This window comes from Dehalococcoidia bacterium, assembly GCA_040902535.1.
In the GTDB taxonomy this organism is placed as follows: domain Bacteria; phylum Chloroflexota; class Dehalococcoidia; order DSTF01; family JACRBR01; genus JBBDXD01.
In genome coordinates this window covers 38131-50842 of the sequence record JBBDXD010000004.1, presented here as the reverse complement: position 1 = coordinate 50842, position 12712 = coordinate 38131, and the positions used below count along the sequence as shown (strand labels likewise).

General features: G+C 66.2%; 10 protein-coding genes. 4 read left to right on the top strand and 6 right to left on the bottom strand.

The features are described 5' to 3' along the window. The coding region (locus WEB52_02530) for a S8 family serine peptidase (GenBank protein MEX2225310.1) at positions 1 to 1757 on the bottom strand (1757 nt) is incomplete at its 3' end. 244 nt (positions 1758 to 2001) lie between these two features. Between WEB52_02530 and WEB52_02525 the strand changes: the two genes are divergently transcribed. From WEB52_02525 to WEB52_02515, 3 genes are read left to right on the top strand one after another with little or no spacing between them, the layout of a single operon-like run. Continuing rightward, positions 2002 to 3879 carry a biotin/lipoyl-binding protein gene (locus WEB52_02525; GenBank protein MEX2225309.1) on the top strand — a complete coding sequence of 626 codons (1878 nt, stop codon included), beginning with the start codon at positions 2002 to 2004 and terminating at the stop codon, positions 3877 to 3879. A 1-nt stretch (position 3880) separates the two neighbouring features. Further along, positions 3881 to 4603 carry an ABC transporter ATP-binding protein gene (locus WEB52_02520; GenBank protein MEX2225308.1) on the top strand — a complete coding sequence of 241 codons (723 nt, stop codon included), beginning with the start codon at positions 3881 to 3883 and terminating at the stop codon, positions 4601 to 4603. Next, positions 4600 to 5880, top strand: coding sequence for an ABC transporter permease (locus WEB52_02515; GenBank protein MEX2225307.1), 1281 nt, complete (start codon positions 4600 to 4602; stop codon positions 5878 to 5880). Before WEB52_02520 ends, WEB52_02515 begins: the two co-directional genes overlap by 4 nt. A 33-nt stretch (positions 5881 to 5913) precedes the next feature. Here WEB52_02515 and WEB52_02510 read toward each other — a convergent pair whose 3' ends face one another. Further along, entirely contained in the window at positions 5914 to 6414 is a 501-nt protein-coding gene (locus WEB52_02510) for a DinB family protein (GenBank protein ID MEX2225306.1), read from the bottom strand. A 174-nt stretch (positions 6415 to 6588) separates the two neighbouring features. On the opposite strand from WEB52_02510, the gene acnA reads away from it, so the two are divergent. After that, positions 6589 to 9381, top strand: coding sequence for an aconitate hydratase AcnA (gene acnA, locus WEB52_02505; GenBank protein ID MEX2225305.1), 2793 nt, complete (start codon positions 6589 to 6591; stop codon positions 9379 to 9381). A gap of 8 nt (positions 9382 to 9389) precedes the next feature. On the opposite strand, the gene WEB52_02500 is transcribed toward acnA, so the two are convergent. The 4 genes from WEB52_02500 to WEB52_02485 form a co-directional block, all read right to left on the bottom strand. Then, positions 9390 to 9899, bottom strand: a complete 510-nt coding sequence (locus tag WEB52_02500) for a cupin domain-containing protein (protein ID MEX2225304.1) — start codon at positions 9897 to 9899, stop codon at positions 9390 to 9392. Between the two features lie 121 nt (positions 9900 to 10020). Next, a complete protein-coding gene (locus WEB52_02495; protein MEX2225303.1) occupies positions 10021 to 10791 on the bottom strand; it encodes a methyltransferase domain-containing protein in 771 nt (256 codons plus the stop codon). Positions 10792 to 10996: 205 nt separating this feature from the next. Continuing rightward, entirely contained in the window at positions 10997 to 11626 is a 630-nt protein-coding gene (locus tag WEB52_02490) for a hypothetical protein (protein ID MEX2225302.1), read from the bottom strand. Between the two features lie 147 nt (positions 11627 to 11773). After that, positions 11774 to 12661 carry a major capsid protein gene (locus WEB52_02485; GenBank protein MEX2225301.1) on the bottom strand — a complete coding sequence of 296 codons (888 nt, stop codon included), beginning with the start codon at positions 12659 to 12661 and terminating at the stop codon, positions 11774 to 11776. Between the last annotated feature and the right edge of the window lie 51 nt (positions 12662 to 12712).

Here is a 12712-nt window from a genome sequence, read left to right as displayed (position 1 = left end):
TAGAAGCTGACCTTGGTGACGGCGCTGTCGTCGTTAGCCGAGGCCCATATTTCGACGCGGCCGGACACCGTCGCGCCGTCCGCGATGGACGTAATCGAAGCGGTCGGCGGCGTCGTATCCGCACCAGCACCCACCGCCGCCGCCGCATCCACGATCCCGTGGCCGTACAGGTCGTCAAGCCCGGCGGCGCCGGCATCGGCGGCCGTCGAGGTCAGTCCGTTCACGATGTCTGTCTTGTTGGTGATGCCGTGCGAGATCATCAGGCCGACGACGCCCGCGACGTGCGGCGCCGCGAACGACGTGCCGGAGCCCGACGCGTACCAGCCGCCGCTGTCGCCGAAACCCGTGGCCGATGTGCTCGTGACGTTCTCCCCGGGCGCGACGATGTCGAGCTCGGGGCCGTAATTCGAGAATGATGCGCGCAGGCCGCTGGCATTCGTGGCGCCGACGGCGATTGCGTTCGGATACTTCGCGGGATAACGCACGGAGGGATCGAGCGTGTCGCCGTCGTTGCCGCTCGCCGCGACGACGATCGCGCCGAGGCCCCACGCGTAGTCCACGGCGTCGAGCATGGCCTGCGAGTGCGAAGGCGAACTGAGGCTGAGGTTGATGACATCGGCGTCGTTGTCGGCCGCCCACTCGATGCCCGCAGCGACGGCGAGACTGGAACCGGATCCGGTCGCGCCGAGCACCTTCACGGGCATGATCTTGCACGTCCAGCAGACGCCTGCCACGCCCTGGCTGTTGTTCGACTCCGCAGCGATGAACCCGGCGACGGACGTACCGTGCCCCTCATCGTCGCGGGGGCTGGTGTTCAACGCGTTACCGGATGTACCGGCGCTGGAATACGTCGAGCCGGACAGGTTGAACCACGTCGCCTGTTTGGCAACGCCGCCGGTGCCGCTGCCGGTGGTGCATGCGGGACTGCAGGAATAGCGGAATTGCGTCGCGCTGGGGACGGCGGTCACCGTCCACTGCCCGTTCGCGCCGCCGATGGAATGGCCGCGCACCATGGCGTAGTCGCCGACGAGCAGGTTGTGCGCGGCAGTCGTCGTCACGGTGATCGTGCCGGCGCTGAGCGTCGACGAGCTGATCGTCAACGCGGCCGGCATCGAGATCGTCCACGTGCCGTTCACGCCGGCGACGCTGTGGCCGCTGATCGTCACCTGCTCGCCGGTGAGGTAGGGATGCGGCGTATTCGTCGTGACGCGCACCTGTCCGCCGGAGTTCGAAGAGCTAGCGACCGGCACGGTGACGAAATTCGCGCCCGACACCATGTTGCCATTGAGGTCCGGATGCACGCTCTGCACGCCTGTATCGATGACGGCGATGACGGTGCCCGGCGCGCCAGTCTCGCTGTCCCATGCGGCGGGCGCGTTGATTTGATCGAAGTGCCAGGCCTGGTAGCCGCCGTAGTACGTGTCGTTCGGCGTCACATCGATCGTGACCAGCACGTCGGGCTCGGCGTATGCGACGTTCGGGTCGGCGTTCAGTGATGCGAGTGCTTCATCGACGGTCTGGCCGGCGTCCGGCTCCAGCAGTACGGCGCCCGAAGGCGTCGATTGCACCGGCGCGGCGTCTGCCTGCTCGATGGCGGCGCCAACCCCGGCGAGGGTCGTGCCATCCTTGAACTTCACGATGACGTCGCCGGTGAGCGCGGGCGTTGCCTGCTGTGCTTCGGCGACGAACGTCTGCCGGTCGATCATCGCGGCTGCGGCCACGAGCGTCAGTACGGCGATGGCAATCTCAAGACGCATGAACTCCCCCGTCCCCATTTCGGACCCTGCGTGCCTGACTCCTTCAGTCAATGTCGGCCCCTGAGGGTGCTCCCTTAAGCGTCCCTAAGGGTTTGACTGGGCAGCCGACGTGCCCGCCAGACTTGACTTCGTGCCTTTCAACAGATGTTTTCAGCTTCAAAGTGGCGGCAATACTGTTGACGTAAGGGTTAGGTATCCGTAGCCTCTCTCTCTGCAATGAATGACATTCATTGAAGAGGATGCTGTGGCCGCTACGTTCGACCTCGACGACGACCTGACGATCGACGAGAGTCCCTGGCGCGCCAGGGTGATCAGCTTCGCGATCCTCCTGCTGGTGGTGGCGTTCTCAGCCGCCGCCGTCTACTACTTCTTCGTTCGCGAGGAAGCGACGGTGGCGCGGGCGACGGAAGACATCCCCGTCGAGCGGAAGACCATCAGCGCAACGCTCCTCATATCGGGTGTGGCAGACGCCCAGCTCAACAGCGACCTGGTGTTCCAGTCGTCCGGCAAGGTCGCCAGCGTCAACGTGAAGATTGGCGACGAAGTCCGGGAAGGGCAGGTGTTGGCGGCGATGGAGTCGGACGACTTCGCCAACAACGTCGCGTCCGCGCAGACCAGCCAGCGGACAGCGCAACTGCGCCTGCAAGATCTGCTCGACGGTTCGACGGACGCCGACCTCGCGGCTGCGTTCCAGGCAGTCGAGACGGCGCGCGCGGCGCTCGTGAAGGCCGGCAACGACCGTACGGAGCTGATCGACGGCGCGTCGGCGGCGGACCTCGCGGCGGCGGAGCAGGCAGTCGAGAGCGCGCGGTCACAGCTAGCGACGGCGCAGTCGAATCAGCAGCAGCTCATAGATGGCGCAGACGATGCGGAGGTGATCGGGGCGGAAGCGGCGGTGACCGCGGCCGAAACAGCGTTGACCTCCGCGGAGAACGCATTGGCGAGTGCCGGCAACAGCGTGGTGTCGGCGGCCGCGGCGTTAAAGAACGCGCAGGTGCTGTACTGCGGCGCCGATGGCGCGCCCGCTTTCTGCGGCGCGTACCCCGCGCCGATCTCCGGCGCCGACGGATCGTACCTGGACGGGCAACTGGCCGGGGCGAACGCATCGGCGGCGCTGACGGTGATCTCATCGAATAGCGCCTACCTGAACGCCGTGAACACGCGCGACTCGGCTGAGGCTTCGGTCGACTCGGCGGAGAACGCGCTCGAATCTGCCGAAGCGAAGCTCGCCGCGCTCGAAGACGGGCCTTCGAGCACGGACAGGGCCGCAGTCGATGCGGCGGTCGCTGCCGCGCAGGCGTCGCTGCGGGCGGCGGAAGAAAAACTCGCCGATGCGCGTGCGGGCGCAACGCCCGAGCAGCTCGCGACGGCCGACGCCGCCGTGTCGAGCGCGGAAGCCTCGTTCGCATCGGCGGAAGCGCGCTACGACGAAGCGCTTGATGGGCCGACGGCGAACGCCATCGCGCAGGCGCAGGAGGCGGTGCGGACGGCGGCGCTCAGCGTCGTGGCGGCGGAGATCCGTCTTGAAGAGGCGCAGATCATCGCGCCGTTCGATGGCACGGTGGCGGCGGTGAACATCACGGCGGGCGAGTTCTTCGGGCCTGCGAATGTCGACCCCGCGATCATCCTGCTGACGCCCGACCGCATGCACCTTGAGATGGACATCAGCGAAAGCGACTATCAGAGCGTAGAGGTTGGTCAGTCCGGAGTCGCGCTCTTCGACGCTGGCGGCGTCTACCCCTTCACGATTTCCGAGATCGGGTTAGCGCCCACGCAGAACCAGGGCGTCGTTACCTACAAGGTCAAGGCCGACCTTGTTGTTGGCGCGTCCCGTCCGTCGCCGGGAATGAACGCACGCGGTCAGATCACCACCGAGTCGAAGCCGGACGTGCTCACCGTGCCGCCGCGAGCGATCCGGAACAACGGCCAGGCGCAGGTCGTCGACGCGCGCCGCGACGGCACGGTGCAGGAGGTCGTGGTGACGACCGGACTTTCCGACCAGAACAACGTGGAGATCCTCACCGGCCTGCAAGACGGCGACATCGTGGTGGCGCCTGTGCTGAACGCCGGTGCGCAAAACGACGAGGATGAGTTCGAGCCGCTGCCGGGCGGCGTGAGCTGACATGATCCGCCTGCGCAGCATCAAGAAGATCTATCGCGTCGGATCGCAGCAGGTGCCAGCGCTCAACGGCGTCGACCTCGACATCGCAGACGGCGAGTTCCTGGCGATCATGGGGCCGTCGGGCTCAGGCAAGTCGACGCTGATGAACATCGTGGGGTGCCTGGACCGGCCGACGGACGGCGTCTATCAGCTCGATGGCATCAATGTCAGCCGGCTCGGCGATGCGCAATTGGCGAAGATCCGCAATCGGCGGCTCGGCTTCGTGTTCCAATCGTTCAACCTGTTGCCGCGCCTGCGCGCCGTCGACCAGGTGGCGCTGCCGCTGCTGTATCGCGGCGTCTCCGGCCGCAAGCGCGCGGCGATGGCGGCGCTGCGCCTCGTCGGGCTCGAGAATCGCGCCGACCACAAACCCACGCAGCTATCGGGTGGCCAGCAGCAGCGCGTCGCGATCGCGCGGGCGCTTGTCGGCAATCCAACGATCATCCTTGCCGACGAACCGACCGGCGCGCTCGATACGAAGACAAGTCACGACGTGATGGAGATCTTCCGCAGGCTCAACGAAGTGCGAGGCATCACCATCGCCTTTGTGACGCACGAGCATGAGGTGGCGGCGTACACGAGGCGGGTCGTGTCGTTTCGCGACGGCAAAATCGTCAGCGACGTGCCCAACGTGCCTTCGTACGCGCAACCGGCGGCCGTCGCAGCGGATCCCGCGGCGCCATGACACTCATCGATGTCTTCCTCTCCGCGACGACGGCGCTGCGCAGCCACGTATTGCGCACGTTCCTCACGATGCTCGGCATCATCATCGGCGTGGCAGCGGTGATCGTGCTGACAGCGGCCAGCGAGGGTGCGCAGCAGGGCGTGGGCGAGCGCATCCGCGGCCTCGGCAGCAATCTTCTGTTCGTGAAGCCGGGCGTGGAGGAAGATGAGGGCCCATCGTTCCCGGGGCAGGGGCCGAGCCTGTTCTTCGAGGACGCGAACGCCATTAAATTGGCGGCGCTCCCGAACATCGACGGCATCGCCTCACAGGCAGTGGTCGGCGAACCGGGCGAGATCATCCAGGTGCGGGCGAGTTACCGCAGCGAGAACTTCTCCACGGTGATGGTGGGCGCGGAGTCCTCGTACCAGTTTGTGCGCGATTTCTACGTCGCACGCGGACGTTTTATCAGCGAGGACGACATCACGAAGAAGGCGCTCGTGGTCGTGCTCGGCTCCGACGCGGCGAGCGAGCTGTTCGGCGATATCGATCCGGTCGGCGAGAGCATCCGCATCTTCGCGGGCGTCGGCCAGTTCGGCGTCACCTTCAATTTCACTGTGATCGGCGTTATGGAGGCGCGCGGCGGCAGCGCCCTGGGCAACGAGGATGAGCGCGTCTTCGTGCCGCTGCCATCGGTGCAGGCGCGCGTGGCGCTGGTGCGCAACCCGAACGGCTTCACGAACATTGACCAGATCAACATCAAGCTCGAGGACCGCGGCAAGACCGACGAGACGCGCGAGGCGATCGCAGGTGTGTTGCGAGAGGCCCGCGGTACGGTCGATAACGACTTCCGCATCGAGAGCCAGAGCGAGTTGCTGTCGACGGCCACGGAGGTCGAGCGGTCGCTGCAGGTGCTGGTGCTTTCGATCGCGCTGATCTCGCTGGTCGTGGGCGGGTTGGGGATCATGAACATCATGCTCGTGTCCGTGACCGAACGGACGCGCGAGATCGGCATCCGCAAAGCGATCGGCGCGCGACGCATGGACATCCTCATGCAGTTCCTCGTCGAAGCGTTCCTGGTGACGCTGATCGGCGGCGCGATCGGCGTCGCGGGAGGCTGGGCGGCGACGCAGATCGCCGAGGCATGGGAGATCGGCGGCAGCGACACGCAGTACACGGTGACGGCCCGCTGGGTGTTCGTCGGGCTGCTCGTGTCGGCGTTTACGGGTATCGTCGCCGGCGTCTATCCGGCGTGGAGTGCGTCGCGGCTCGACCCGATCGAGGCGCTGCGGCACGAGTAGCACATACTGAGTCAGGCGACCCTCGCAGACTCGTCACGGAGTCGCGGCAACCGCGCTTTCGACGCCGGCGGCGGCCCGCAGCACGGCAGCGTGCTCGCGCGAATGGTCAGCGCCGCCCTTGACGCTTTCGAACACGGTCTGATAGCCGCTGTTGAAGACGGTGCCCGCGTTGTCCAGTTCCTCGTCGCTGATGCCTTCGATGCAGGCGAGCAATTCTCCGTGCGCGTCATCGAGCGCGCTGATCAGCTCTTCCCGCGTCGGGTTCTTGAATCCGCGCACCATCCACCAGTTGCGAATATTGACGATGAACGCAAGTGGCTTCGGTACGGTGGCGTTGCGCCCTTTGCGCAGGCGGTTGATCAGGAAGATCTGCCCGCGTGGCGATACGGCGATGTGTCCGGCAAGCTGTGCGACGGTCCAGCCATCTGTTGCCGGGCGCTGCATCGCCTCGGGCGTGAGTTGCCCGAAGAGCGCGCGCATGTCCTCGTAGCCGCTGGTGACGCTCTGTCGCAGTTCGTCGTGTCGTTGGCTCATCCTGCAGCCCCTATCATGGTCGCGTCGCACATGAGAAGTCGGATGAGCGGACTTTACTCCCGCAATCTATCGCCTGCAATAGCTACAGGACGAACTTACGCTCGGCGTCGCGGTAGAATGAGGTAGCCATGTTGTCCGCCGGAGCATCGCCGCGCCCGGCGAAAGGAGTCCCGCATGCCCGCCCCGCTCGATAGCTTCAAGTCACGGGCACCGCTTACCGCCGGCGACCGCGTATTCGATATCTTCCGGCTCGACGCGCTGGAGTCGGCGACCGCGAGCCCCGTGTCGCGCCTGCCATTTTCGATCAAGATCCTGCTCGAGAACCTGGCGCGGCACGAGGACGGCATCACGGTCACGAAAGACGATGTCGCGGCGCTGGCGGCGTGGAATCCACTCGCGCCTGCCGATCGCGAAGTGTGGTTCACGCCGGCGCGCGTGCTCATGCAGGACTTCACGGGCGTGCCGTGCGTCGTCGACCTGGCAGCCATGCGCGACGCCATCAAGGCGCTCGGCGGCGACCCGCGGCGCATCAATCCGCTCCAGCGGGCGGACCTGGTCATCGACCACTCGGTGCAGGTCGACCAATTCGGCACGTCGGGCGCCTTCACGTACAACACGCGGATCGAGTTCGAGCGCAACCGCGAACGCTACGGCTTCCTGCGCTGGGGACAGGAGGCGTTCGACAACTTCCGCGTCGTGCCGCCGGGCACGGGCATCGTGCACCAGGTCAATCTCGAGTACCTGGCGAGCGTGACCTTCGAAAAGCAGCAAGACGGCGCGGTGGTCGCGTTCCCCGATACGCTCGTCGGGACCGACTCACACACGACGATGATCAACGGGCTTGGCGTGTTCGGCTGGGGCGTCGGCGGCATCGAGGCGGAGGCGGCGATGCTCGGCCAGCCGATGCCGATGCTGACGCCGGAGGTCATCGGCTTCAAGATCACCGGCGAGTTGCCGGAGGGCGCGACGGCGACCGATATCGTGCTGCGCGTGACGGAGATGCTGCGGCAGAAGGGCGTCGTCGGCAAATTTGTCGAGTTCTTCGGCGCCGGCCTGTCGAACATGTCGGTCGCCGATCGCGCGACGATCGCCAACATGGCGCCGGAGTACGGCGCGACGATGGGCTACTTCCCCGTCGATGCCGAAACGTTGACGTACCTGCGCTTCACCGGTCGGCCCGAGCCGGTCGTCGAACTCGTCGAGGCGTACTCGAAGGCGCAGGGCCTTTTCCGCACGGACGCGACACCCGATCCCGTCTTCACCGACATGCTCGCACTCGATCTTGGCGATGTCGAGCCGAGCATTGCAGGCCCGAAACGGCCGCAGGACCGCGTGCCGCTGCGCGACGCGAAGCACGCCTGGCGCACCAGCCTCGTTTCGCTGCTCGAGCAGGGGATCTCGAACGGCGCTGACCAGGAGAAGATCCAGCGTTGGCTCGGCGAAGGCGGCAGCGCGGCGACGCCGGTGAAGGAGATCGCCGCGGCAGAGCCGGAACCGGAGCCGTGGGAGTGCGTGCCCGTGCGCGAAGGGGATCAGCAATACGACCTTCGGCACGGCTCCGTGGTGATCGCGGCGATCACGTCGTGCACGAACACGTCGAATCCGGCGGTGATGCTGGCGTCGGGGTTGCTCGCGAAGAAGGCGACGGAACGCGGGCTGACAACGAAGCCATGGGTGAAGACGAGCCTCGCGCCGGGTTCCAAGGTAGTGACGGACTACCTTGCCGAAGCCGGATTGACGCCGCACCTCGAGAAGCTGGGCTTTTACCTTGTGGGTTACGGCTGCACGACCTGCATCGGCAACTCCGGCCCGCTTCCCCAGCACATCAGTGCCGCAATACGCTCCGGCAACTTGATCGTCGCGGCGGTGCTGTCCGGCAACCGCAACTTCGAGGGGCGCGTGCAGTCCGAAGTGCGCGCCAACTATCTTGCATCGCCGCCGCTCGTCGTGGCGTACGCGCTTGCGGGCAAGATGGACATTGATTTTCAGAACGAGCCGTTGGGCTCAAGCAGCGAGGGGACGCCCGTCTTCCTGCGCGACGTGTGGCCTTCGCAGGCCGAGATCAGCGAAGCCATTCGGACTGCCGTGAAGTCCGACATGTTCCGCGAGAAGTACGCGCAGGTCTTCGAGGGCACCGACGAGTGGCGCGCGCTCGATGTGCCGCGGGGCAATCTGTACGAGTGGGACGACGCGTCGACATACGTCAAACGGCCGCCATACTTCGACGGCATGACGTTGCTCCCCGATGCCCGCAGCGACATTCGCGGCGCGCGCGTGCTCGCCATGCTCGGCGATTCGATCACCACGGACCACATCTCGCCCGCGGGCGCGATCGCGAAGACGAGTCCGGCAGGCCAATACCTGATCCACAACGAAGTGGCACCCGAAGACTTCAACTCGTACGGATCGCGGCGCGGCAACCACGAGGTCATGGTGCGCGGCACCTTCGCGAACGTGCGCCTGCGCAATCAGCTTGCGCCGGGCACCGAGGGCGGTTACACGCGCCACCTTCCGGACGGCGAACAGACCTCGATCTACGAAGCGGCGATGCGCTACAAGGACGAAGGCGTGCCGCTGATCGTGCTGGCGGGCGTCGAGTACGGCAGCGGTTCCTCGCGCGACTGGGCGGCGAAGGGCGCGGCGCTGCTCGGCGTTCGCGCGGTGATCGCGAAGAGCTACGAACGCATCCACCGCAGCAATCTTGTCCAGATGGGCGTGCTGCCGCTGCAGTTCGAGGACGGCGAAGATCGCATGACGCTGGACCTGAGCGGCGACGAACTGTACGAGATCGATGGCATCGCTGATGCACTAACGCCGAGGAAGCGCCTCACCGTGCGCGCGAGATCCGCCGACGGTTCGACGAAGACGTTTACCGTCGTCTGCCGCATCGACACGCGGATCGAGGTGGCGTATTACACGCACGGTGGCATCTTGCCGTACGTGCTGCGCCAGCTCGTACGGGTTTAGCCGAGGTATCAGCCGCGCTGCTGCGCCGCCGCCCGGTGCGCACTCCAGGCTTCGCTGCCGCTGAACCAGTTATCGAACCGCTCCTGCGTCGCGAGGATCTCGGAACCCGGCGTCTTGCCGGCAACCACGTCGCGCAGCATGCGGAAGTAGTCGAAACGCTCGATCGCCGGTCCAAAGATGATCAGGACGTCGGCGCCGTCGGTCGCGCTCGCGTTCGCGAACGCGTGCATGGCGCCGGGCACGACGACTGCGAGGTCACCCGCCCGCGCGGTGAGGATGCTGTCGCCCACAAGAATGTCCACGGCGCCTTCGATGATGAAGAAGAGCTCCGAGGCCTTGGCATGGTGGTGCGGCCGCGCGCCGTCGGAGCCAGGGCCCATGGTGAAGCGCAACGCGCTGAAAGCGTCGCCTGTGTCCTTACCTTCCGCGAAGAGCGTGGCGCTGTTGTTCGGCAACGTGAGCGTTTCGGCCTCGCCGGCGCGCACGAGTATGCCGGGCTGCGTCGCATCAGCGGTCATGCCCAAGCGTAGCGGTCAGGCCCAAAGACGACAACGCGAAGAGCGCAGGACCGACAACAGACAACGGACGACCGAGGGAGGAATCCCCTCTGTCGTCCGTTGCCCGTTGTTTGGCGGACAGCTAGCTCCGCCACCCGACGGCTTCGCAATGGAAGCGCGCCCAGAACGCCCCGGGATGCGTCGACCACGCGCGCCACGCATTGCTCATCGCGTCCATCTCGTCGCGCGTGGCGATGCCGGTCAACGCGACGTGATCGACGAACGCCGGTGCGGCGTAGTACTGCGCCTGGAATTCACCGGTCCATCGCACGGCGTCGGCGGTGCCGTCTGACTGCGCGTTCGCCGAAGCGACCGTGCGCTCGAAGCCTGCTTCGTGCAACAGCGAGCGCAGCCGCTTGCCGACGCGCACATCGCCGGTGCCACGCTCCCGCAGCGCCGCCATCACGTCGAACGACCGACGGAGCATCGGATCATCGGGCGCGATGATGGAGCCGTCGTAGTCCGCGTCCGCCACGCCGATGACGCCGCCGGGTTTGAGCACGCGCCGTACCTCTCGCAGCGCGGCGAGCGGGTCGGCGAGATGCTGGAGTACGGCGTGCATGAACGCCGCATCGAACGTCGCGTCTTCGAACGGCAGCGCGTACGCGTCAGCGACCTCGAAGCGGACGTTCGTGCAGTTCTCTTCGGTGGCGCGACGCCGGGCCGAATCGATCGCTTCATCGCTTGCGTCGACGCCCGTCGTCTCACCGGGCGCGAGCGCAGCAGCGAGTCCGATCGTGATGCTCCCCGGCCCGCATCCGACATCGAGCAGCCGCATATTGGGCGTGAGGTGCGGCAGGAGGAACGCGGCGTTGCGTTGCGCCGTGCGACGGGCGTGTGCGGGGGAATGCATCTGGCCCAGCCAGCGCCGGTACTCATGTTCGGTGTTCGGTTGATCAGTTGTTTGCGTTTCGTTGATGGCAACACTCCTTCGGCCGCCGCAACGGGCGGTCGCTATACTTGCGGTTCGTTCACGGAGTGGGCCGTCGAAGGGTGCAGAACGGCCCGATGACGCATGCATCGGGCCTGAGATGATCGCGACGAGCGGGATCAGCTATTCACATAGGCCGGAGATGCACGCGGCTGTCTGGTTGTGGAGCCTTGCTTTCCAACTCACCTGCACCTCCTTTCGCTGTCCCTCGTGGCGTGGACTCTGACAGAAACGCCCTCGCCGCGTCAAGTTGCTGTAGCCCGAGCGCTTCGCGGGCGAAGACCGCCGCGAGCAGCAATGCGCCGCCTGCTTCCAGTGTTTCCTCGACGGCGTCCGTCCAACTGCCTGTCGTGCCCAGGGCGTCCAGGCCGGTGCCGGTCGCCAGCAGCGCGCCAGCCGCGATGAGCCCGCCGAAAAAGCGCGGCGTGCGGAGCAGCCTCCGTGCGTACACGGCGAGCACCGCCACGCCGGCTGCGAGATATCCGATCACGAAGAGGTCGTCGACATGGTTGATCGGCCCCGGCGCCACGACGCCATGTTCCTGATACAGCCAACGCCCCGCTCGATCGTGCAATTCGAGGCCTTCATCGGCCGCCAGCGCGATGAGGCCGGCGCCTGATGCGATCGCCAGGCGGAACGGCAGGATGTGGCGTCGAGGGCCGCTGAACGCGATCAGCAGCGCGCACAGACCGGCGATCGCCAGGCCGGCGGAGGCCGCGATGTTCCCGAGCGCGGACATAACGTGGGCGGCGTCCATATCCCGATGCTACCTCAACCGGGGCCGTCCCTGCTGCAGCGATGTCAACCTTGCGCGCGCAGTCGTGGGGCAGCGGGGAAGGCCGGGCAACGCCCGGCCCCCTCCGCCAGTCACCAACGACCAATCACCAGCGACCTCGCGACCAGATCAGGGCCTGACGCCGACGAGCTTCGCGAGCTTGAGCGCATTGAAGAGCGCGACGCTGACGTACCACTTCACGCGCGTGCGCGTCGCGTCCTTCGTCTCCAGGCTGCCGACGGTCTCGACGATCAGGCCGCCCGGCGCCGTGATCCCCGCGAGCCCGCCCTCGCCGAACGACATGGCGTAGATCGTCGAGCAGTCAGTGCTCGATCCGACGGTCTTCGCGTCCGAGATGTGGTCCGACACGCCGACCGGGATGCCGTCGTACCACTGCACCATCTGGCCGAATTCGTTGCGGTCCGTCTCCAGGAAGCCGCCGGAGGCGCGCGCGAGCGTATTGAGGCCGCGGCGCGTCCGCTTGCTCATCAGGAGCATGTCGGGGCGGCCGCCCTTCAGCAGGTCGATCAACTCGTCGAGCTTCGTGAGCGAAAGCGTCGCGCCGTTCGTGCCCATGGTGGCGGCCTGCCCGCCGGTCGCGAGCTTGTCGATGCCGTCGAACGACTTGGCATCGACGGCTGTATCGCCGTTCACGAACGTGTCTTCGAACTTACGCTGGACGGCCTTCGCCTTGAGGCTGATCACGGCTGACTGCAGATCCTGAACGTTGCTGCGCGTCGTGAGCAGGAAGTTGTCGATGTCCGCATCGCCACCGACGATCTTCAGCGTGGCAGTGATCTGTGTGAACGTCGGTGTGCTTTCGGTCCAGGTATCGCCGACGTCGAAGAACGCGGCGGTCGGGGCTGCGTTCTCCCGGTTGTACGTGAGTCCGTTGCCGGTGATCTCGACGAACGGCAACAACTGCAACACGGGCGAGTCCAGGATGACCGTCTCGATCACGCCCTGCAGAACCGTGTCGTTCGAAAGCTTGGCTGCTTCCGCGAGTGTGAGTGCCATGCGTAGTCTCCTTAGTCAATGATTGGGGAAACGGGTGCGTCGCCAGCGACG

Coding starts and splice junctions, on each gene's coding strand:
- WEB52_02520 (MEX2225308.1), top strand. CDS start 3,881: ATGATCCGCCTGCGCAGCATCAAGAAGATCTATCGCGTCGGATCGCAG.
- WEB52_02515 (MEX2225307.1), top strand. CDS start 4,600: ATGACACTCATCGATGTCTTCCTCTCCGCGACGACGGCGCTGCGCAGC.
- WEB52_02510 (MEX2225306.1), bottom strand. CDS start 6,414: ATGAGCCAACGACACGACGAACTGCGACAGAGCGTCACCAGCGGCTAC.
- acnA (MEX2225305.1), top strand. CDS start 6,589: ATGCCCGCCCCGCTCGATAGCTTCAAGTCACGGGCACCGCTTACCGCC.
- WEB52_02500 (MEX2225304.1), bottom strand. CDS start 9,899: ATGACCGCTGATGCGACGCAGCCCGGCATACTCGTGCGCGCCGGCGAG.
- WEB52_02495 (MEX2225303.1), bottom strand. CDS start 10,791: ATGCATTCCCCCGCACACGCCCGTCGCACGGCGCAACGCAACGCCGCG.
- WEB52_02490 (MEX2225302.1), bottom strand. CDS start 11,626: ATGGACGCCGCCCACGTTATGTCCGCGCTCGGGAACATCGCGGCCTCC.
- WEB52_02485 (MEX2225301.1), bottom strand. CDS start 12,661: ATGGCACTCACACTCGCGGAAGCAGCCAAGCTTTCGAACGACACGGTT.